The sequence below is a fragment of the Corynebacterium evansiae genome, from assembly GCF_027570065.1.
GTDB classification, from domain to species: domain Bacteria; phylum Actinomycetota; class Actinomycetes; order Mycobacteriales; family Mycobacteriaceae; genus Corynebacterium; species Corynebacterium evansiae.
In genome coordinates this window covers 166,313-185,163 of sequence record NZ_JAKMUT010000004.1, presented here as the reverse complement: position 1 = coordinate 185,163, position 18,851 = coordinate 166,313, and the positions used below count along the sequence as shown (strand labels likewise).

Here is an 18,851-nt window from a genome sequence, read left to right as displayed (position 1 = left end):
AAACGGCACGTCAAAACCCCAGGGGGCTGTGGAAAACCCCTCCCCTGTGGATAACCCGCGAGTAGAAGCTCCCTGAAGTCTCTCCTGAGTTACTCGGTGTCGCTGCTCTCTGCGCCGTTATCCTCGGCCTTCTCGCCGTTCGCCACGGGTGCATCGGGCGCCTCTGCAGTCTCGGCGGACTTATCTGCTGCTTCCTCGGCAGAATCGTCTGCTTCTGTGTCGGCCGCCTCTGCCGCTACTTCGGTCGCCTCGACGTTCTCCGGCGTACCTCGCAGCGTCGCCGCCACACCCAGTGCCCCCTGCCCCACGTGCAGCTGCAGGACCTCCGGAATGCTGACGATGCTGACCTCTACCTGCGGCAAGGACTTCCAGGTCTCTATCCGAACCTGCCTGCGCAGCGAGTGCGGGCGCGGCTCCGGCGGCTCGGTTGGGGCCTCCAGCTGGTTCAGCTGCTCAATCATCTCCCCCAGCCGCGCCGACAGGTCCACGGCCTGGTCCTCGGCATCACTGTGGTGCACGGCAATCTGCACGTCCCGCGGATTGCCCTTACCCGCTACTGCCTCGTCAATCACCAGGCGGCGCACCAGATCCACCACGCGATCCATCGCCTTGGCCTGGGTGCGGGTCTTCGCCGCCAATGTCAGCTTGCCCTCGGTCACCTGCAGAATCGGCTTAATCGCCAGTGTGGAGGTCAGCAGCGCCTGCCCCACCGACAGGCGCCCGCCCTTGCGCAGCACGTCCAGCTGGTGGACGTACAACCAAAGCGAGGAGTTCTTCAGCGACTCCTCGGCCACCGCCACCACGGTGTCCAGATCCGCACCTTCGCGGGCGACTTCGGCGGCGCTCAGCGCGGCAAAGCCCAGCACCATGCCAATGCTCTTGGTATCCAGAACCTTCACCTGGCCGTCGAACACTCCCGCCGCCACGCACGCATTCGCATACGTTGCGGACAACTGCTTGGAAAGGTGCAGCGCCAGCACGCCCGCATCCCCGCCGCGCTCCATCAGGCGGGCGTAGCTCGCGGTCAGCTCCAGGCTGCTCAGGCTCGAAGTCGTCTGTTCTTCCCCTTCGCCCTCCACGTGCAAGTCCAGCACAGTGATGCCGGCCTTCTCTGCAAGCTCCTTGGACAGACAGCAGGAGGAATCGGTGACGATCTGGACAGTCACTACCTACCTGCCTTCGCTGGGGTTGTGCGGGTTGGAGCGGGTGGCGTCATTACCAAAAGAACTAGGGGCAGCACCTGGAAGGGCGCCCTCGTCCGGGCTCGCGTCGGTGGCCACGCCCAAGTTCCAGCCCTCCAGGTGCCACTGCGGCAGCTTCCACCAGTCGGCGCGGCTGGAAGGCACCAGCGGCACCGTGCTTCCGTCGACCGCCACCGGAGTGGTGCCCGCCGCCTCGCCAGTAAAACGCGGGCGCGCCAAAAGCTGCGACCAGCAGGCATTTCCCAGGCCCGTGAACACCGGGTAGTAGCGCACCGGCAGATCCAGAAGGCGGGCGGTAAGCGCACCGATCGTGCCGCCGTGGGCGACGATCATCACGTCGCCCTCGTCGAACACATCGGTAGCCATGATCTCCTCGATCACAGCGTAGGCGCGCTCGGCGACCTCCAGGCGCGTCTCGCCACCCGGCGGAGCCCACTGCGGATCGTGGCGCCAATACGCACGCTGCCCGGGGAAGTCGCGATCTACCTCTTCGCGCGAGGCTCCCTGCCACTGGCCCAGGTCCGTCTCCCGCAGGCGGGTGTCGGTCGTCACCTCACAGCCGAAGGGCTCGGCCAGGATCAACGCCGTATCGTAGGCGCGCTTAAGGTCACTGGCGATCACCCGCGCGATGCGCTTATCCCCCAGCATCTGCGCGGTGACCTTGGCCTGCTGCACACCCACCGGGGACAGGTCAGTATCCAGCTGTCCCTGCATACGCCCCTTGGCGTTGTATTCCGTCTGCCCGTGACGGACCAAAAAGACCCTGCGCTCGCCCATGGTGAAGACTTATCAGCTTCTACAGCTCGTCCGCGTCCGGGGCGGGGCCGGCCAGCGGCAGGTCGTCGATGCTGGTGGCTTCCAGAACGTCCACCTCTGCATCGGCATCCCAGTTGCTTCCGCGGTCCACCTGCTCCACGCCCTCGACCTCGATCTGCGGGGCATCGCGCCACAGGCGATCCAGCGCGTAGAACTCGCGCTCTTCCTTGCGTTGGACGTGCACCACAACGTTGCCGTAGTCCAGCAGCACCCAGTGGCCCTCGCCGCGGCCCTCGCGGCGGGTTGGCTTAGGCCCGTCCTGGCCCACCTCGTACTCCACCTCGTCGACGATGGAGTTCACCATGCGCTCGTTATCGCCGCTGACGATGACGAACACGTCCGTAATGGCCAAACGGTCCGAGACATCGAGGACCAGAATGTCCTCCCCCAACTTCTCGGCCGCTGCGCGCGCCGCCACTCCGGCGAGCGCGATCGAATCTGCAGTAGCAGTCAAAAAACTTCAGCCCTTCATGATTGGTTTAAAACACATCCAGTCTAGCAACCCGCCAGCTATTCGCTGGAAACGTACATGCCGTGCTTGGCGATGTACTGCACCACGCCATCGGGCACCAGGTACCACACGGGTCGGCCATTCGTCGCCCTCTCGCGCACGTCGGTGGAACTAATGGCCATGGCGGGAATCTCCACCAAAGACAGGCGCCCGGCAGCAACTTCCTGCGATAGTGGATCGTCGCTACCCTCGTCGCCCTTCGGCAGTTCATAACCGGGGCGGGTCACACCTACGAAGTGCGCCAGGTCGAAAATCTTCTCCCAGTCCCGCCACGTCACAATCTTCTGCAGCGCGTCGGCGCCGGTAATGAAGAACAGCTCGGCCTCTGGGTACTGGGCGCGGATGTCTGCCAAAGTGTCCACGGTGTACGTATCCCCACCGCGGTCAATATCTACCCGAGAAACCAGGAAGCGGGGGTTCGAGGCCGTTGCGACGACCGTCATCAGGTAGCGATCCTCTGCCGCGGAGACCTGTTTGTGCTTCTTCTGCCATGGCTGGCCGGTGGGCACGTAGATCACCACATCCAGGTCAAACAGATCCGCAACCTCACTACCGGCTACCAGGTGCCCGTTGTGGATGGGGTCGAACGTGCCGCCCATGATGCCAACCCGGGTGGGCTGTGTGGTGGTGTTCTGCACTGTTGATTCTGCCTTTTCTTTCTCCGGGCCGTCTGCGGTCTTTATATTGACTGCCGGAAGATTCTAGTCTTAAGAGGTGCGGGCGTACGATCGCCCAAATTATAGGTGAAACAGCAGGGAGTGTCCGATCTAGCGATGAGTACAAACGCGTGGGTTCCAAACCAACACGGCGCATGGGCAATGCTCATTCTGCCAATCACCACAGGTCTGATCACCGCCGCCGTTATCGCTCCGTCCTACGGCAATCCGGTGCAGTGGTTGGCATTGACTTTTATGCCTCTGGCCTGGGTCTTCGGCTACTTCACCTTCTTCGCCTTCGGCCTGTGGTTCAAAACCCGCGCCCCTGCCCGCCGTCGCGCTTACCTCTGGCCCACGCTGACGTACGGTGCCCTCACAGCCATTTTCACCGTGATTGTGTTGTATCTGCAGCCGCGATTGCTGTGGTGGTGCGTGCCGTTTGTGCCGCTGATCGCGGTGGCTCTGATGGAGGTCTTCAGGAGGCGCCCCCGCAGCCTCATCTCCGGTATCTCCACCACGGTGGCCAGCGCCCTCATGTACATCGTCGCGGTCTCGGCCAGCGGTTTCTCCGTCCTGCCGTGGTTCTTCAGCGAGGCGCCCGTCGCCATATGGGTAACCACCCTCGTCATCGGCTTGTACTTCACGGGCACGATTTTCTATGTGAAGACGATCATCCGCGAGAGGGATAATGCACCCTTCGAGCGGGTCTCCCTGCGCTATCACCGCATCGCTTTGTTGGTCACGCTCATCACCTCGGTCACGGCCGCTATCGACGGTGGTTACACCGCCAGCGGCCCGCTGATGATTCTGGTGATGGCCGCCGCTGCCCTGCGCGCCAAGCTGATCCCACCGATCGCCAAGGCTAACCCCCGCGAGTGGACGCCCAAGAAGGTCGGCATGTGGGAGATACCGATGTGTCTGGTTCTGGCGCTCGGCGCGAGCCTTACGCTGGTGGTGTAGCTGTTCTTTCTTTATGACGCCCACTTCTCAACCGGAAAAGTGAACGCCATCGCCACACTTAGGGGCGAACCTGGCCTTCGCCGTTGATAACCCACTTGGTGCTCGTCAGCTCCGGCAGCCCCATCGGGCCGCGGGCGTGAAGCTTCTGGGTAGAGATGCCGATCTCCGCGCCGAAGCCGAACATCTCTCCGTCCGTCCAGGCGGTAGAGGTGTTGACGGAGACAGCGGCTGCGTCGACGTACTGCTCGAAGTAGCTGGTGGTCTTGTAGTCGCGGGCGGCAATACCCTCAGTGTGGCTGGTGCCGTAACGGTTGATGTGGGTCACGGCTTCCTCCACGCCGTCGACGATCGCCACTGCAATGTCAAAGCTCAGGTACTCGTCGGTCCAGTCGGTTTCCTCCGCCTGGACGACATCGTTGATCAGCGGATCCAGCTGCTTCTTCTCACCGTGCAGGGTCACGCCGGCCTTCTGCAGTTCCTCCAGTACGTAGATCTTGTCCGGGTCCGGCAGGGCGGAATCCAGCAGTACAACCTCGGTGGCGTTGCAGACGGAGCAGCGGCGGGTCTTGCCGTTGATAACCAGCTTGGTAGCTTCCTCAATGTCCGCAGAGGAGTCGACGTAGAAGTGGCAGTTGCCCGTACCGGTCTCGATAGTGGGCACGGTAGCACCCAGAACCACAGCGTTGATCAGCCCAGCGCCACCGCGTGGGATAACCAAATCCACCAGGCCACGGGCGGTAATCAGGTCCTGCACCGAGTCGTGAGTATCGCACGGCAACAGCTGTACCAGCTCACGCGGCAGGTTGTGGTTTTCGGCAACATCCTGCAGGATCTGCACCAGTTTTTCATTGGTGTGGCGGGCAGACTTGGAGCCGCGCAGCAGGGGCACGTTGCCGGACTTGATGGCCAGGCCGAAAGCGTCGACCGTGACGTTAGGGCGGGCCTCGTAGACCATGCCCATCACACCCAGTGGCACGCGCACCTGCTTCATGCGCAGACCGTTGGGGCGGGTGTGTCCGCGGACGATTTCACCCACCGGATCAGATAGCCCGATGACCTGGCGCAGGCCGCCGGCAATACCGGAAATACGCTCGGTGTCCAGGGCAAGACGGTCCAGCAGGGAGTCGGCGAAGCCGCGCTCCTTGCCCGCTGCAATATCCTTCTCGTTGGCGGCGATAATGTCCGCCGCATTAGCCTCCAGCGCATCTGCTGCGTCAGCCAGCAGATCGTTCTTCTGCTGGGTGTTCAGCAGCAGCTGGGAACTGACCTCCTTGGCCTTTTTAGCCTTGGCTAGAACCTCGTCGCGTTCTGCCTGGCGTTCCGGGGAAAGGGTGTTCTCTTTAGCTTCGTTGGAGTTTGTCATACCAACCCATGCTAGCGAACTAGCCCCTAAGCTGCGCTCGGTTAGCGTAATGAGACATGTAGTCGGCGTGCACCACCGGCCTGCGGGCAAACTCCGGCAGGTCGGAGGTCGACTGGCCAATCAGGTCGTGCAGCATGGCGGAGTCGTATGCCACCTCGCCACGGCCAACAATGTTGCCGTCCGGCCCCACCAGGTCCACCACGTCGCGCTGCGAGAAATCGCCCTCGACCTTGGTGATGCCCACCGACAGCAGGGACTTGTGATTCTCCGTCACGGCGCGAACCGCGCCGGCATCCAGGTGCAGCTGGCCATAAGAATCTGCAGCGTACAGCACCCAGAACTTCCATGCGCTCAGGCGATCCTGGTCCGGCCAGAAGCAGGTTCCTACCTCCGCAGTATCCAGGGCCGCACCGATGTTCTCCGTGGAAGTCAGCAACACCGGCACACCTGCGCGCGAGGCCAGGCGGGCAGCCGATACCTTCGCCGCCATGCCGCCGGTGCCCAGGCGGCCACCGTCACCTGCAGCCACGCCCTTCAGGTCCTTGGAACTCTTCACCTCGGCGATGAACTGGGCGCCCGGCTCGGCCGGGTTGCGGTCGTACAGGCCGTCCACGTCGGACAGCAGCACGCAAGCATCCGCGAAGGCTAGGTGGCTCACCAAAGCGGCCAGGCGGTCGTTGTCACCGAAGCGCATCTCAGAGGTAGCGACCGTATCATTCTCGTTGACAATCGGCACGGCCTTCAGCTGGCGCAAACGGTCAATGGTGCGCTGGGCGTTACGTGCGCGGTCGCGCTCTGCGGCGTCCGAAGCAGTAAGAAGAACCTGGCCGATAGTGCGACCGTAACGGGCGAAACTACGCGCCCACTCCTGGGCCAACAGCACCTGGCCGACAGACGCGGCGGCCTGCTTGGTAGCCAGGTCGGTGGGGCGCTGGGCGAGCTCCAGAGGCCCCATGCCACAGGCCACAGCACCAGAGGAAACGACGATGAGGTCGGTGTCGCGCGCCATGCGCGCCTCCAGCGCGTCGGCGATCATGTCGATCTGGTTCGGATCCACACGGCCGTCGTCGTCGGTCAGGGAGGAAGAGCCGATCTTCACCACCAGGCGGCGGGCGTGGGCGATGTCGGCGCGGACAGAGGAATCGTGCCCCATCGCCGGATCGTCTTCGTCCGCCTCCGGCTCGGGGAATTCAATGGACGTCGCGGGCACAACTGGGCCCGGCTCGTGCACTGGCCTTTGCCCGTAGGTAGGCACGGGCGTGGCTAATTCGGGAGTCATCTCCCCCGGTCCTGCGTAGCTAAACGCGGACTGGGCTGAACTGAACTCTTTTTCGTCTGCAATGTCGGAATCGGAGGATGACATACTTACCAGTATGCCAGCCCCGCTCCCGGGGTTGTGCAGATTGGTTCAACGTGGCTACCCCTGCCAGCGTTCGCGCTCTGCGGCCTCCCCGTCGCCGAAATCGTTCTCGTCGATCAGGCCGCGGCGGGCCTGCGAGGCACGCTTGCGTTCCTCCGGGGTAGCACGGGTGTTCTGCTCCAGGCGGATGTCGGTGCCGCGCCCACTGCGCATGACGTCCACACCGGCGGCGGTCTGCGGATCCCACTCGAAGGTGATTTCCCCGATCGTTACCTCGCTGCCTGCGTCCGCGCCGGCCTTGTAGAGTGCTTCCTCCACGCCGGCCTTCGCCAGACGGTCGGCCAGGTAGCCCACGGCCTCGTCGTTTTCGAAGTCGGTCTGGCGGATCCAGCGTTCGATCTTCTCTCCGCGAACAATGAAGGCATCCTCGGCGGACGGGTCGGCCTCCACTTCGAAGTCGGCGAATCGCCCGCCGGAGCGCTTGCGCAGCCCCTTCGGGGTAATCACCTGCGCGGGCTTTTCCTCGACCGGGTTGGCCTTGCGGTGGGCCTTCACGATGTCCAGCAGCGCGTACTTCAGCTCGTCCAAGCCCTTGTGCGCCACAGTCGAGATGCGGAAGATCGGCCAGCCGAACTCCTTGAGCTCTTCTTCCTGCAGGTCGGCCATGTCCGCAGCGTCCGGTACGTCCATCTTGTTCAGGATGATCACGCGCGGGCGCTCGCGTAGGTCGCCCAGCCCGGAGTCGCTCGCCAGTTCCTCCTGGTAGTTAGCCAGCTCCTTTTCCAGGGCCTTGATGTCCGCGACCGGATCGCGGTCTGCCTCCAGCGAGGCGGCGTCCACAACATGGGCCAAAACGGCGGTGCGCTCGATGTGGCGTAGGAAGTCCAACCCCAGGCCCTTGCCTTCGCTAGCGCCGGGGATCAGACCCGGCACGTCGGCGACGGTGAACACCTCGTGGCCAACGTTGACCACACCCAGGTTCGGCACCAGGGTCGTAAACGGGTAGTCCGCGATCTTCGGCTTCGCAGCCGACAGCACGGAAATCAGCGAGCTCTTACCTGCCGACGGGAAGCCCACCAGGCCGACGTCTGCCATGGACTTGAGTTCGAGGATGACGTCCTTTGCCTCGCCAGGTTCACCCAGTAGCGCGAAGCCCGGGGCCTTCCTGCTTTTGGACGCCAACGCTGCGTTTCCCAACCCGCCGTGTCCGCCCGCGGCGACGATCATCCGCGTGCCCTTGCCTGTTAGGTCGGCAACCGCCTCACCCTTGGAGTTAAGCACCACGGTGCCCTCCGGCACTTGGAGTACGAGGTCTTCCCCGCGCGCACCGTGTCGGTGATCGCCGGCGCCGTTGTTGCCGCGCTGGGCCTTGATGTGCGGGTGGAAGTGAAAGTCCAGCAGGGTGTGTACCTGCGGGGAAACCTCCAGGATGATGTCTCCACCGTGGCCGCCGTTTCCGCCGTCGGGGCCGCCGAGGGGGACGAACTTTTCGCGGTGGACGGAGGCGCAGCCGTGGCCGCCGTCACCGGCCTGCAAATGCAGCACTACGCGATCAACGAACTGTGGCATGGCTTTCCTTTCGCCCCAATTAAATCTTCGGGTTCCGAGTCTATCGGCTATTCGGACATCAGCCTAAAGTGCGCACTCCTTTGGCATACACGGGGCGCAGGTGAGGCATAGACGGTCGAAAGAGCACCCCCTCCCTTTCAACCACAATCACTATGAACTATAGTTAGCCTACCCTTGCTCCTATAAGGCTAGGCTAACCTTTTGATCGAGGTTGGCCTTCTGAACACACCCCTCACACAAAGGAATAACTATGCGTTTTTCTCCGCTACGCAAAGCCTGCGTGGCTGTAGTTGCAGCAACCGCCACCTTGGGCCTCGCAGCCTGTGGCGCAGCCGGCACCAGCAACTCCGAAAGTTCCGATGGCGCCAACGGATCCGGTAACGCCGTTACGATCACCGACGTGACCGGTCGCCAGGTCCACCTTGATTCGCAGCCGAAAAAAGTCCTTCTCGCAGAAGGCCGCGGACTGTTTGCCACCTCGCTGCTGAACAAAGAAAACCCAACGGAAAACGTGGTGGCCATCGGCTCCGATCTGCACAAGGCAGCTCCGTCCTACGAGGCGAAGCTCTCTGCGGTGCATAAGCAGTACAACGACCTGCCGACGGTGGGCAACATCGCCAAGGGTGACGTCAGCGTGGAGGCACTGCTTTCCCACAAGCCGGACATCACCGTCCTTTCCCTGGACCACAAAAAGGCCGCCGAGGAATCCGGTCTACTGAAAAAGATGGACCAGTCCGGCCTGAAGTACGTGTTCAGTGATTTTCGCCAGAAGCCGCTGGAGAACACCACGAAGACTATCGCCATGTACGGCCAACTTTTCGGCAAGGAAGATAAGGCGAAGGAGTTCAATGACTTCTACGACAGCAAGGTAAAGGACATCACTGACCGCGTCAGCGCGGCTAAGAACAAGCCAAAGACTCTGGTATGGCGGGCAGCCGGCATGAAGGACTGTTGTTCCACTGTGAAGGATTCCAACCTTGGTGACCTCGTCAATGCCGCCGGCGGCAAGAACATGGGCGATGAGTTGTTGGATACCGAATCCGGTGACCTCACTGCAGAAAAGATCCTTGCTGAACAGCCCGAGCAAATCATCGCAACCGGCGGTTCCTGGGCCAAGGATCCGGACGAGCCGGAGGTGCTGCCCCATGTCGAGCTCGGTTATCGCGCTCAGCCTGCTACTGCAGAAAAGACCCTCAAGGGGCTTCTTTCGACGCCAGGTTTCACCGCCCTAAAGGCTCCGAAGAAAGGAAACCTGCACGCTGCCTACCACCAGTTCTACGATTCCCCGCTCAATGTGTTCGCCCTGGAGCAATTCGCCCAGTGGCTACACCCGGAGCTGTTCCAGGATGTTGATGTGGAACGAGATTTCGCTGACTTCCACAAGAAGTGGATGCCTTTTGAGTACTCCGGAACGTTCTTCATTTCCGCCAAGAGCTAACCCCAACCGAGAAGAAGTTCGATGTCTCAGCTTGTAACCCCAACCTCATCCCCTGCCACTAGCACTCCCGATTCAGTCGGCCCCACCGATCCAGATGACTCAGTCGATGCACGCGCGGCCACTGGTGACGTCATAGCGGATTATCGCCGTCAATCCCGGCGCAAGATCCTGGCCATTATGGTTCTGACACTTGGCGCCTTAGTGGCCTTCACCGTCGCGACCGTTGTCGGCCCGATTAACCTCAGCTGGGCAGAACTCTGGAATGGACTGTTCAACCCCAACGGTGTGGACGAAACTACCCGCACGGTGTTGTGGAACCTGCGCCTGCCGGCCGCGGGCATGGCGGTTCTCATTGGGGCAGGACTTTCCTTGTCCGGCGCCCACATGCAGACCATCCTGGACAATCCCCTCGCAGAACCCTTCACTTTGGGTATTTCCGCAGCAGCAGCCTTTGGAGGTGCTGCCTCCATCGTGTTGGGCTGGACGGTGCTGAGCAACCCACAATTCAATCTCGCCGCTGTGGCGTGGGTGGCGGCCTTGGTTGCGGTGTTCGTTGTGGCAGGCGCCGCAGTGTGGCGGGGAGCCAGTGCGGAATCGATGATTCTGCTGGGAATCGCTCTGGTCTTTCTTTTTCAGGCGATGCTTTCCCTTATGCAATACAGCGCCACCACTGAGGCCTTACAGCAGATTGTCTTCTGGACGATGGGCTCGCTGCAGCGAGCGAACTGGACGTCTAACGCCATCCTCCTGGGAACCCTGGCTATAGCAATCCCCTTCACGGTTGTGAATTCTTGGAAGCTCACCGCGCTCCGGCTAGGCGACGACCGAGCCGCAGCTTTGGGAATCAACGTCCAACGCCTGCGCGTGACCACGCTGGTTGTTGCATCCCTGCTGGCTGCCAGTGCGGTGGCTTTTGCTGGCGTGATCGGATTTATTGGCCTGGTAGGCCCTCACGTCGCGCGAATGCTGGTAGGCGAAGATCAACGGTACTTCGCCCCGGCCTCCATGGCCGCCGGTGCGCTATTGCTGTCTGCTGCCCATGCGGTTTCCATCACGATTGTTCCAGGTGTCGCGGTCCCCATAGGCATCATTACGTCCCTGGTGGGTGTGCCGTTCTTCCTGATCCTAATCTTCGCCCGCCGACGCACCATCTGGAGGTCTTAAGCATGCTCGCTCTGGAAGATATTCACGTCCACTATGGCAAGCACTCGGTGCTGAAGGGAGTCACCGCTACCGGATTCACGCCAGGCAGCATCACTGGCCTACTAGGACCGAACGCTGCTGGTAAGTCCACCCTGGTGAAGACGATCGCGGGGATACAGGGGGCGTCATCAGGCACCTGCCACATCACCCGCAACGGCGAAGCACTAACCGGCAGTGCGCGGCGTGAAGCTATCGGCTATGTGCCGCAAGATCTGCTGTCGAGTGCGTCGCTCACGGCGTTCGAGTCGATCCTTGTGGCTGCGCGGCGATCCTCGTCGGCGCAGGTCAGCATCAACGGCACTAGCCCAGCTAAAGCCGCACAGGAGCGAGCCGCCGCGGTGATGGACAGGCTCGGGATCACTCATCTGGCTTCGCGCCACGTCCATCAGCTTTCGGGCGGGCAACGCCAGTTGGTTGCCGTCGGACAGATGTTGGTACGCGAGCCGGAAGTTCTGCTTCTCGACGAGCCAACCTCGGCGTTGGACCTGCGGCACCAAGTCGAATTGTTGCAACTCATTAGTCGCGAAGTGCGCCGGAACGATTCGATGGCGCTGATTGCGATTCACGACCTGAACTTGGCTGCTCGCTACTGCGACCGGCTGATTGTGCTGCACCAGGGGTGCCTAAAGGCGCAAGGACAGCCCGCGGAGGTGCTTACTCCGGATCTGCTTGAGGAAGTCTACGGCCTGCGGGCCAAAGTGCTGGACGATGACGGCACACCCGTCATCTGCCCGGTAGAGGAGTAAGCCCGCCCTCCCCGGTGGCTTTTGATGGCTTGTGCACCGGGAGGGCTTATCAAAATACAAAAATCCAGTGCACGCATCTGCTGCGTCCACTGGATTCTTGTGGTTTTAAGGCTCGTGCCTAAAAGGCTCTAGAAGCTCTCTAGAAGCTTAGGCCTCGACAGCCTCGTCCTCGACGATGTTCACCACGCGACGGCGGCGCTTGGTAGCGAACTGGACGGAGCCGGCCTTCAGGGCGAACAGAGTATCGTCGCCACCGCGGCCAACGTTAACGCCCGGGTGGAAAGAGGTACCACGCTGGCGGATCAGGATCTCGCCGGCCTTGACCTGCTGGCCGCCGAAGCGCTTCACACCGAGACGCTTGGACTCGGAGTCACGGCCGTTGTTGGAGCTAGATGCACCCTTCTTGTGTGCCATTAGTCTCTCCCTCCTTAAGGAAGAAAATCAAAGTGTCTCGGTAGTTTACTTGATACCGGTGACCTTCAGAACCGTGAGGGTCTGACGGTGGCCGTAGCGGCGCTTGTAACCGGTCTTGTTGCGGTAGTGCATGCCGCGGATCTTCGGTCCGCGAACGTGCTCCACGATCTCAGCGTTGACATTTACAGATGCCAGCTTGTCACCGGTGGTGACGTTTGCGCCATCGACGACGAGAACCGGGGTGAGAGCCACGGACGAACCCGGCTCACCCTCGATCTTCTCGACCTTGACGAGGTCACCTTCGGCAACCTTGTACTGCTTTCCGCCGGTCTTGACGATCGCGTACATGTAGGGCTACCCCTTTTATTTCTCTAATCGGCTCAGGCAGCCCCCTGCGGGAAGGAAGCATCCTGACTGTTACTTTTGCTTAGCTGCGTTCGTTCCCCCAAAAGTGCCCGGGGCACTTCTGTGCACACTGTGCGAACGCACCCTGCTGGAAGCTAGTGCACTCGCGCAGTCCCCGGCGACGCGCGCGTTAAGGCTGGTCACCGGCGGAACGAACAGCGACTGGTTAAGACTACCCGGTCAGGGGGCTAAAAACCAAATCCCTTCGCTTTCGCTCGGAACTAGTTCGTCTTGCGCACCACTCGCCGGCGACGGCCACGCGAACGGGTGTTCTTGGTCTTGTTCTCGGCACTCTTTTCGGCGCTATTTTTTGTGACGCCGAAGTCCTCCGGCCGCGGGGCAAAGTCAGACTTGGAGTTGCCCCGTGTCTGCCGCTTCCGGCGTGGAGATTCCTCGAACTCGCGCTTGGCTTCCTCGTAGCTGGATCGGTTGGCGGCGGAAGAGGTGGCGTCCCGACCCGAAGAAGAGCGAGCACTGCGAGCAGCACGTTCGGTGCGAGCAGAGCGATCAGTGCGCGCGCCGGTGTGCGCCGAACGCACTACACGGCGGCGACGGCGGGACCTGTTGTTCGTGGTCTTGTTCGCGCCTGCACCCTCCCCGGAGTACTCCGGGCGCTCGGCGTTGTTGGCTGCCGAGGGCTCGTCCGGATCCTCCTGGGCGGAGCGCTTGCGGGCGCTGGCGACGATGCTGTCGATGTCGCTGTTAGATGCCTTGGCGTTGCGCCCCCGCTGCTGCTCTCGCTCCGCGGCCTGGGCGGCGTGCGGGTTGCCGCGGCGGACTACGCGGCGCACCCGACGGCGCGTGCCCTGCTGAGGCTTGTCATTCTGGGCCTTGTCATTTTGGGGTTCGCCCTGCTGGGGCTCACTTTGCTGGGACTGTTGCTGGGGCTGCTTGTCCTCGCGCTGCGCGTGCTTGTCCTCGCGGTGTGCTCGCTTGTCCTCGCGCTGGCTCCGCTCCGGATCCTTGCCCTGGTTCCGGCTCTTGGACTGGTTCTGGTTCCTCCCCTGGTTCTTAGCCTGCTGGCGCTCCTTGCGGTGCCCGTGGTCGCGTCGCGGCTCCGGGTCCTTCTGCTCCACCGGGTCCGGGTGCATGATGAACCCGCGGCCTTCGCAGGCCTCACACGGGGTGGAGAACGTCTCCAGCAGGCCGGTGCCGAGGCGCTTGCGGGTCAGCTGCACCAGACCCAGCGACGTCACCTCGCCCAGCTTGTGACGGGTGCGGTCGCGGCCCAGGAACTCCGACAGACGGCGCAGCACCAGATCCTGGTTCTGCTGCAGCAGCATGTCGATGAAGTCCACGACGATCATGCCGCCGATGTCGCGCAGGCGCAGCTGGCGGACGATCTCCTCGGCCGCCTCGAGGTTGTTCTCCGTGACCGTGGCCTCGAGGTTGCCGCCGCTGCCCACGAAGGAGCCGGTGTTCACGTCGATGACCGTCATGGCCTCGGTGTGGTCGATGATCAGGTAGCCGCCCGATGGCAGCCACACCTTGCGGGCCATTGCCTTTTCCAGCTGCTGGTCCAGGTCCAGCGGCGCGAAGGCATCCTGGCCGTCGTGCTTGCCACGGTTCCACTTGTTCACGCGGTCCATCAGCTCCGGGGAGGTGCGACCCAGGTAGTCGCGCACAGCCTGCCAGGACTTATCGCCGTCGATGATCAGCTCGGAGAAGTCCGCGTTAAACACGTCGCGCACAACCTGGATCAGCATGTTCGGCTCTTCGTAGAGCGTCACCGGTTTGGAGCCCTTGGAGTTGCGCTCCTTGTTCTCCAGTTTCTGGATCTCCTGCCAACGCTTCTCCAGGCGCTGCACGTCCTCGGTGATCTGCTCTTCCGTCGCGTTCTCCGCAGCCGTGCGGATGATCGCGCCGCCATCGCCAGTGATGACCTCGCCCAGGATGTCCTTCAGGCGCTTGCGCTCGCCCGCGGGGAGCTTGCGGGAAATACCGGCAGTCGTGCCCGCCGGGAAGTACACCAGGTAGCGGCCCGCGAAGCTAATGCGGTTCGTCAGGCGCGCACCCTTGTGTCCAATCGGATCCTTCAGCACCTGCACCAGGATCTGGTCGCCCGGGCGCAGCGCCTGGTCGATCTTGCGGTTCTTGGAGTGCAAGTGCGGCGAACGCCAGTCCATCTCGCCTGCGTACAGCACGGCGTTGCGGCCCGTGCCGATGTCCACGAAGGCTGCCTCCATGCTGCCCAGCACGTTTTGCACGCGACCCAGGTACACGTTGCCGATCAGCGACTGGTGCGTCGCATCCGCCACGAAGTGCTCGACCAGCTGGCCATCTTCCACCACGCCGACCTGCGTCATCATGCCCTTGTGGTCGGTGCGCTCCGAGTCGCGGACGATCATCGTGCGTTCCACGGACTCGCGGCGCGCCAGGAATTCGGCGCGGGTGATGGCCTTGTAGTTCTTGTCGCGGTTCTTCGCCCGCCAGCGGCGCTGCGATTCGAGGCGGGTGGAGCCCTTCATCTTCACCGGCTCGTCCACCAGATCTTCGGTGGCGCGCTCGGCCGGGTGCAGATCCTCGGGCGCGACATTCTTCGCGGGGGTCTCTTCCGGTACGTCACCGCGGTCGTTGTTGCGTCCGCCCTTTTCTTGTGACGCCCGCTCCTCCGCCCGGCGCGCACTTCCCACGCGGCGCACGACTCGGCGGACTCGGCGGCGGCGCACCGGCTTCGGTATAGAGTTCTCTTCCTGAGCCTTCTCCTCCTGCGGCTTCGCTACCTGCGCTTCAGTCTGATCCGGCTTCTGCTCTGTCTCCTCAGCGTGCTCCGCCTGTTCTGCTTGCCCTTCTTTATCGGCCTTATCGGCCTTCTTGGCAGACTTCTTTACGACGCGCTTCGCCGTCTTCTTCGCAGAGCGCTTAGCAGTTCGCGTGGTCGGCTTCTGTTCTGGTTTCTCAGCGGCCTCCTCCGCAGTCTGCTCCACCTTTTCGTTCTGCTCGGCGGGCTTTTCCTCTGCAGGCTCGACAGACTTCTTCGCAGTCTTCTTGGCAGCCTTCTTCGTCTGCTTCTTCGCAGTCTTTTTGGCAGTCTTCTTAGTAGCCTTCTTCGCAGGCTTCTCGTCTGCCTGAGACGGCTCAGAGTTGGCACTGAGGGCGTCCAAAACAGAAAAGACCTGTGCCTGAGTCAGCGACGAGGCCGTCTTCTTCCCCTCAATGCCGTGGTCCGCCAGAATGCCCAGGAAGTCCGTCGCGCGGATCCCCAACTGCTTGGCAACGGTGTGGACGCGAACCTTCTCCCCCACACTCTCTCGATCAATTTTCGCAGCCTGAGCTGCAATTTCCGGGCTGATAGTCGCCACGAAATCTCCTTTTAAAGTCTTCAAAGTTTTCCTGATCGCCATGCCGCATCGTCGTTGTGGGCATCCGATCTGTCCCCCATTGTCTCATATCGCCACGCATCCATCCGACAACCCATCCGACAACCCTGCGCTAAAGCGCCCGGCTGTTACGCTGAACGCTATGCCCAACCCCTCCCGCCCCTCCGTCGCCTTCGACCGGACAGTGCTCACCGATGTCCAGAACGGCATGCGCCCCAGCAAGGCCGCGCAGTTCGTGGTTTCACTGATTCTCGCGCTGACGATGTTCATCCTCTGTGCACCGGTTACTGGGCCGTTGCCGGCGCTGGGGATCCTCGCCACCGCCATCCTGGCCTGCGTCGTGTGGTGGCGCTACCTGCGGCGGAGCGGCGTGCGCGGCAACACCTACTCCCCCATGAAGACAGACGCCGAAGCCGCCCGTACTCCCTTCAGCTGGAAAGAAGAAGGCCGCCTGGTGCTGGTGCTAGCACTCGTCTTCGGCCTATCGCAGGCCGCAAGCATGTTTAGTGGCCAGGGCAGGTGGGGCTTCGCCGCTATTGCCGCCCTGATCACCGCGGGCTTGATGTACTGGGTCATTACTTTTGACGCCTGGCGCCCCGCCCGCTACACCGACCCGAAGAAGCTACAACAGGATATGGAGATTAAGAACCCCACTGAGTGGCTGCAGGCCTTCCTCTACTGCCGCCGCTGCGTGCCGGGCGGCCTGCAAATTCTGAGCGACGCCCTGAAGGAGGATCTGTCGCACTACGGCTGGACCGCTCACAGCGTGAACGAGGCGCTGGACAAACTGGTCCAACAAGGCAAGGCCGTGAAGATTCGAGAGCTACGCTCTGCCGATGGGGCGCGGAAATGGGTCACGCTGACTGAGGAAGGCTCGCAGGACTTCCAGGAACGCCACGGCGGCTAAGCCTTAAGCCCCGGACATAAGCCCCCAGATACGCAAAAACCGCGGACGCGCTGCGCCCGCGGTTAATTTGTCTAACTATTTACAGGTTCGGGAACCAAATGCCGATCTCGCGCTCAGCGGACTCCGGGGAGTCGGAGCCGTGGACAACGTTCTCGCCGACGGTCAGGGCGAAGTCGCCGCGGATGGTGCCCGGGGTGGCCTTCTCCACCGGGTGGGTGCCACCGGCCAGCTGACGCCAAGCGGCGATAGCGGACTCGCCCTCAACGATGCCGGCAACCAGCGGAGCGGAGGTGATGAAGTCCACCAGCTCGCCGAAGAAAGGCTTGTCGGAGTGCTCAGCGTAGTGCTTTTCCGCGGTCTCGCGGTCAGCGGTACGCAGGTCCAGCTCCACGAGCTTCAGACCCTTCTTTTCGATGCGGGAGATAATTTCGCCCACGTGGCCGTTCTTAACACCGTCGGGCTTGATCAGAATAAGAGTGCGTTCAGTCATGCCAGTGATTCTACACGTGGCGTCACGGCACCACAGCGCCGCGACACCCCAGCGCTACACGCGGCTGCGCACCTGATTCATCAGCGCGTAGGCGCGGTCACCCGGGCACGCGGTCGCGGTGGAGACGTCGCCCCAGTCGCGGTGGCCGGTGATCGTGCGGCGGGTAAGGTTCAGGCGGGCCGCGTTGTTCACGTAGCGCACGTGGCCGCGCGGGTCCAGGCCCAGCCCACGGCACAGGTGGCCAAGAACGCGCACCAGGGAGTTGATCGCGGCGGGGGTAGGAGCCTGCTGCATGAAGTTACCCAGCAGGCACACACCGATGTTGCCGTCGTTCGCGTTGTACACGTGACCTGCGGTGACGGACATAGGGGATGCACCCAGGCTGCCGGATTGGAATACCGCCTGGCCATCCGTGCCGGTGGTGCGCCCCTGGAACACCGTGCCGTCCGGGGCGATCAGTAGGTGGTAGCCGATGTCGCCCCATCCGCGACCGCCATTCGCCGAAGAGGCGTGGAAGGCGTAGATGCTGCGGACGTTCGCGGCATAGTCACCGTTAACTGGAGTGGCTATCGCCGTGTGGTGCACAGTAATGAGCTGCGCGCGGGTGAAGCGGGGAGTCCACCCCATCAGCGACTCATTGGCACCCCACTCGCGGCGGGACACCACGCGCAGGCCGTTGATCACGTTCGCACCACCGATGCCAGCGCCGCCACCCGGAGCCGGAGCACCCGGATTGGCCAGGCCACTAGACTGCAGGATTCCGGCGATGGTGCCCGCCAGCGCCAGGGAGCCGGCCAAGCCAGCAGCTCCGGTCTCCAGGCTGCTTTGCAGTTCAGCCGGGTTGGAGGGCAGTCCCATCGGTGCAGCGTAGGGTGCAATGCCCGCGCCGAAGATCTGTTCTTCCTGCCCCTTCGGAGCCTCTACAATGTGGAGGAACAGGCGCGTCGCCGGGTCGTTAACCTCGCCGGGCAGCCAGACGGCCGTGGCACCCTCGGGCAGCTCTACGGGTTCGGACTTCAGTGCGGAATCATCGCCCTCGCGGTCGTGCGCCTCGGGCTGGACCACGCGATCCTCGGTGCGGCCGTCCTGGAACTCGAAGCGCAGGGTCGCCTGCGTTGCCTCGGTCGCTGCGGGCGCAAAGGTGACCGTGAGGTACCCGGTGCCTCCGGGTAGCTCGCCCTTTTGGTTGACGCCGATTCCCGTCCCGGTGAAGCCCTCTTGCTCGGCAGGGGTCGGTGCGCCGGCGGCTCCGGCGGGATCTGCACCGGGGAGTGCGTCGTCGGCGGAGGAGAAGACCCCCATGTTGTTGCGGTTGGCGAAGAGGAGGGAGCCACCAACGGCGGCTCCCAAAGCGGTGGAAGAACGGAAAAATGCACGGCGCGTTAACGTCATGCACCGGATAATAAACCACATTCGGGGGTAGCGGGAGACTTACCCCTATTTAAGGGTATTCCCAGGTGAGTGTTACCGATGTTAAAGGTGGTGCAAATG

Annotated in this window: 17 protein-coding genes; 5 read left to right on the top strand and 12 right to left on the bottom strand. The window is 62.7% G+C overall.

The genetic code is table 11. The annotated features are described in order from the left end of the window. Nucleotides 1-89: 89 nt before the first annotated feature. From L8V00_RS06005 to nadD, 4 genes are read right to left on the bottom strand one after another with little or no spacing between them, the layout of a single operon-like run. On the bottom strand, nt 90-1,166 hold the full coding sequence (locus L8V00_RS06005) for a DegV family protein (RefSeq protein WP_269944502.1): 1,077 nt from the start codon (nt 1,164-1,166) through the stop codon (nt 90-92). A 3-nt stretch (nt 1,167-1,169) separates the two neighbouring features. Then, a complete protein-coding gene (locus tag L8V00_RS06000; protein WP_070487374.1) occupies nt 1,170-1,979 on the bottom strand; it encodes a histidine phosphatase family protein in 810 nt (269 codons plus the stop codon). A 19-nt stretch (nt 1,980-1,998) separates the two neighbouring features. Next, nucleotides 1,999-2,472 (bottom strand): ribosome silencing factor, encoded by a 474-nt coding sequence (rsfS, locus tag L8V00_RS05995; protein ID WP_005296457.1) that lies wholly within the window; start codon nt 2,470-2,472, stop codon nt 1,999-2,001. A 56-nt stretch (nt 2,473-2,528) separates the two neighbouring features. Next, entirely contained in the window at nt 2,529-3,167 is a 639-nt protein-coding gene (gene nadD / locus L8V00_RS05990; RefSeq protein WP_269944501.1) for a nicotinate-nucleotide adenylyltransferase, read from the bottom strand. Between the two features lie 135 nt (nt 3,168-3,302). Here nadD and L8V00_RS05985 point away from each other — a divergent pair, with 135 nt between their 5' ends. Continuing rightward, nucleotides 3,303-4,145 carry a YwiC-like family protein gene (locus L8V00_RS05985; protein ID WP_269944500.1) on the top strand — a complete coding sequence of 281 codons (843 nt, stop codon included), beginning with the start codon at nt 3,303-3,305 and terminating at the stop codon, nt 4,143-4,145. 58 nt (nt 4,146-4,203) lie between these two features. On the opposite strand, the gene L8V00_RS05980 is transcribed toward L8V00_RS05985, so the two are convergent. From L8V00_RS05980 to obgE, 3 genes are all read right to left on the bottom strand, one after another. Further along, nucleotides 4,204-5,508 (bottom strand): glutamate-5-semialdehyde dehydrogenase, encoded by a 1,305-nt coding sequence (locus L8V00_RS05980; protein ID WP_269944499.1) that lies wholly within the window; start codon nt 5,506-5,508, stop codon nt 4,204-4,206. Nucleotides 5,509-5,527: 19 nt separating this feature from the next. Then, complete coding sequence (gene proB, locus L8V00_RS05975; protein WP_420840042.1) at nt 5,528-6,787, bottom strand: glutamate 5-kinase; 1,260 nt, start codon at nt 6,785-6,787, stop codon at nt 5,528-5,530. A gap of 138 nt (nt 6,788-6,925) precedes the next feature. Beyond that, entirely contained in the window at nt 6,926-8,437 is a 1,512-nt protein-coding gene (obgE, locus tag L8V00_RS05970) for a GTPase ObgE (RefSeq protein WP_269944497.1), read from the bottom strand. Nucleotides 8,438-8,687: 250 nt separating this feature from the next. Between obgE and L8V00_RS05965 the strand changes: the two genes are divergently transcribed. The 3 genes from L8V00_RS05965 to L8V00_RS05955 all read left to right on the top strand — a co-directional run bounded on the left by L8V00_RS05965 (nt 8,688) and on the right by L8V00_RS05955 (nt 11,824). After that, nucleotides 8,688-9,875, top strand: a complete 1,188-nt coding sequence (locus L8V00_RS05965; protein WP_269944496.1) for an ABC transporter substrate-binding protein — start codon at nt 8,688-8,690, stop codon at nt 9,873-9,875. A gap of 177 nt (nt 9,876-10,052) precedes the next feature. Beyond that, nucleotides 10,053-11,039 (top strand): FecCD family ABC transporter permease, encoded by a 987-nt coding sequence (locus L8V00_RS05960; RefSeq protein WP_070487403.1) that lies wholly within the window; start codon nt 10,053-10,055, stop codon nt 11,037-11,039. 2 nt (nt 11,040-11,041) lie between these two features. Next, nucleotides 11,042-11,824: an ABC transporter ATP-binding protein gene (locus tag L8V00_RS05955; protein WP_269944495.1), complete on the top strand. Its 783-nt coding sequence runs from the start codon at nt 11,042-11,044 to the stop codon at nt 11,822-11,824. A 147-nt stretch (nt 11,825-11,971) separates the two neighbouring features. Here L8V00_RS05955 and rpmA read toward each other — a convergent pair whose 3' ends face one another. The 3 genes from rpmA to L8V00_RS05940 form a co-directional block, all read right to left on the bottom strand. Further along, on the bottom strand, nt 11,972-12,238 hold the full coding sequence (gene rpmA, locus L8V00_RS05950) for a 50S ribosomal protein L27 (protein ID WP_035005351.1): 267 nt from the start codon (nt 12,236-12,238) through the stop codon (nt 11,972-11,974). Nucleotides 12,239-12,283: 45 nt separating this feature from the next. Beyond that, complete coding sequence (rplU, locus tag L8V00_RS05945) at nt 12,284-12,586, bottom strand: 50S ribosomal protein L21 (RefSeq protein WP_034985382.1); 303 nt, start codon at nt 12,584-12,586, stop codon at nt 12,284-12,286. Nucleotides 12,587-12,864: 278 nt separating this feature from the next. Further along, nucleotides 12,865-15,987 carry an Rne/Rng family ribonuclease gene (locus L8V00_RS05940; RefSeq protein WP_274707112.1) on the bottom strand — a complete coding sequence of 1,041 codons (3,123 nt, stop codon included), beginning with the start codon at nt 15,985-15,987 and terminating at the stop codon, nt 12,865-12,867. A gap of 118 nt (nt 15,988-16,105) precedes the next feature. Here L8V00_RS05940 and L8V00_RS05935 point away from each other — a divergent pair, with 118 nt between their 5' ends. Then, nucleotides 16,106-16,870, top strand: coding sequence for a cation diffusion facilitator family transporter (locus L8V00_RS05935; protein ID WP_246816898.1), 765 nt, complete (start codon nt 16,106-16,108; stop codon nt 16,868-16,870). A 79-nt stretch (nt 16,871-16,949) separates the two neighbouring features. On the opposite strand, the gene ndk is transcribed toward L8V00_RS05935, so the two are convergent. Next, the gene (gene ndk, locus L8V00_RS05930) at nt 16,950-17,360 is read right to left on the bottom strand and encodes a nucleoside-diphosphate kinase (RefSeq protein WP_005296491.1); all 411 of its coding nucleotides are present in this window, start codon (nt 17,358-17,360) and stop codon (nt 16,950-16,952) included. Between the two features lie 54 nt (nt 17,361-17,414). Next, complete coding sequence (locus L8V00_RS05925; RefSeq protein ID WP_269944493.1) at nt 17,415-18,752, bottom strand: peptidoglycan recognition protein family protein; 1,338 nt, start codon at nt 18,750-18,752, stop codon at nt 17,415-17,417. Between the last annotated feature and the right edge of the window lie 99 nt (nt 18,753-18,851).

What these genes read in the sequence shown, in the direction of transcription:
- L8V00_RS06000 (WP_070487374.1), bottom strand. Translation starts at nt 1,979, where the DNA reads ATGGGCGAGCGCAGGGTCTTTTTGGTCCGTCACGGGCAGACGGAATAC.
- L8V00_RS05985 (WP_269944500.1), top strand. Translation starts at nt 3,303, where the DNA reads ATGAGTACAAACGCGTGGGTTCCAAACCAACACGGCGCATGGGCAATG.
- L8V00_RS05980 (WP_269944499.1), bottom strand. Translation starts at nt 5,508, where the DNA reads ATGACAAACTCCAACGAAGCTAAAGAGAACACCCTTTCCCCGGAACGC.
- proB (WP_420840042.1), bottom strand. Translation starts at nt 6,787, where the DNA reads ATGACTCCCGAATTAGCCACGCCCGTGCCTACCTACGGGCAAAGGCCA.
- obgE (WP_269944497.1), bottom strand. Translation starts at nt 8,437, where the DNA reads ATGCCACAGTTCGTTGATCGCGTAGTGCTGCATTTGCAGGCCGGTGAC.
- L8V00_RS05965 (WP_269944496.1), top strand. Translation starts at nt 8,688, where the DNA reads ATGCGTTTTTCTCCGCTACGCAAAGCCTGCGTGGCTGTAGTTGCAGCA.
- L8V00_RS05960 (WP_070487403.1), top strand. Translation starts at nt 10,053, where the DNA reads ATGGTTCTGACACTTGGCGCCTTAGTGGCCTTCACCGTCGCGACCGTT.
- L8V00_RS05955 (WP_269944495.1), top strand. Translation starts at nt 11,042, where the DNA reads ATGCTCGCTCTGGAAGATATTCACGTCCACTATGGCAAGCACTCGGTG.
- rpmA (WP_035005351.1), bottom strand. Translation starts at nt 12,238, where the DNA reads ATGGCACACAAGAAGGGTGCATCTAGCTCCAACAACGGCCGTGACTCC.
- rplU (WP_034985382.1), bottom strand. Translation starts at nt 12,586, where the DNA reads ATGTACGCGATCGTCAAGACCGGCGGAAAGCAGTACAAGGTTGCCGAA.
- L8V00_RS05940 (WP_274707112.1), bottom strand. Translation starts at nt 15,987, where the DNA reads ATGGCGATCAGGAAAACTTTGAAGACTTTAAAAGGAGATTTCGTGGCG.
- L8V00_RS05935 (WP_246816898.1), top strand. Translation starts at nt 16,106, where the DNA reads ATGCCCAACCCCTCCCGCCCCTCCGTCGCCTTCGACCGGACAGTGCTC.
- ndk (WP_005296491.1), bottom strand. Translation starts at nt 17,360, where the DNA reads ATGACTGAACGCACTCTTATTCTGATCAAGCCCGACGGTGTTAAGAAC.
- L8V00_RS05925 (WP_269944493.1), bottom strand. Translation starts at nt 18,752, where the DNA reads ATGACGTTAACGCGCCGTGCATTTTTCCGTTCTTCCACCGCTTTGGGA.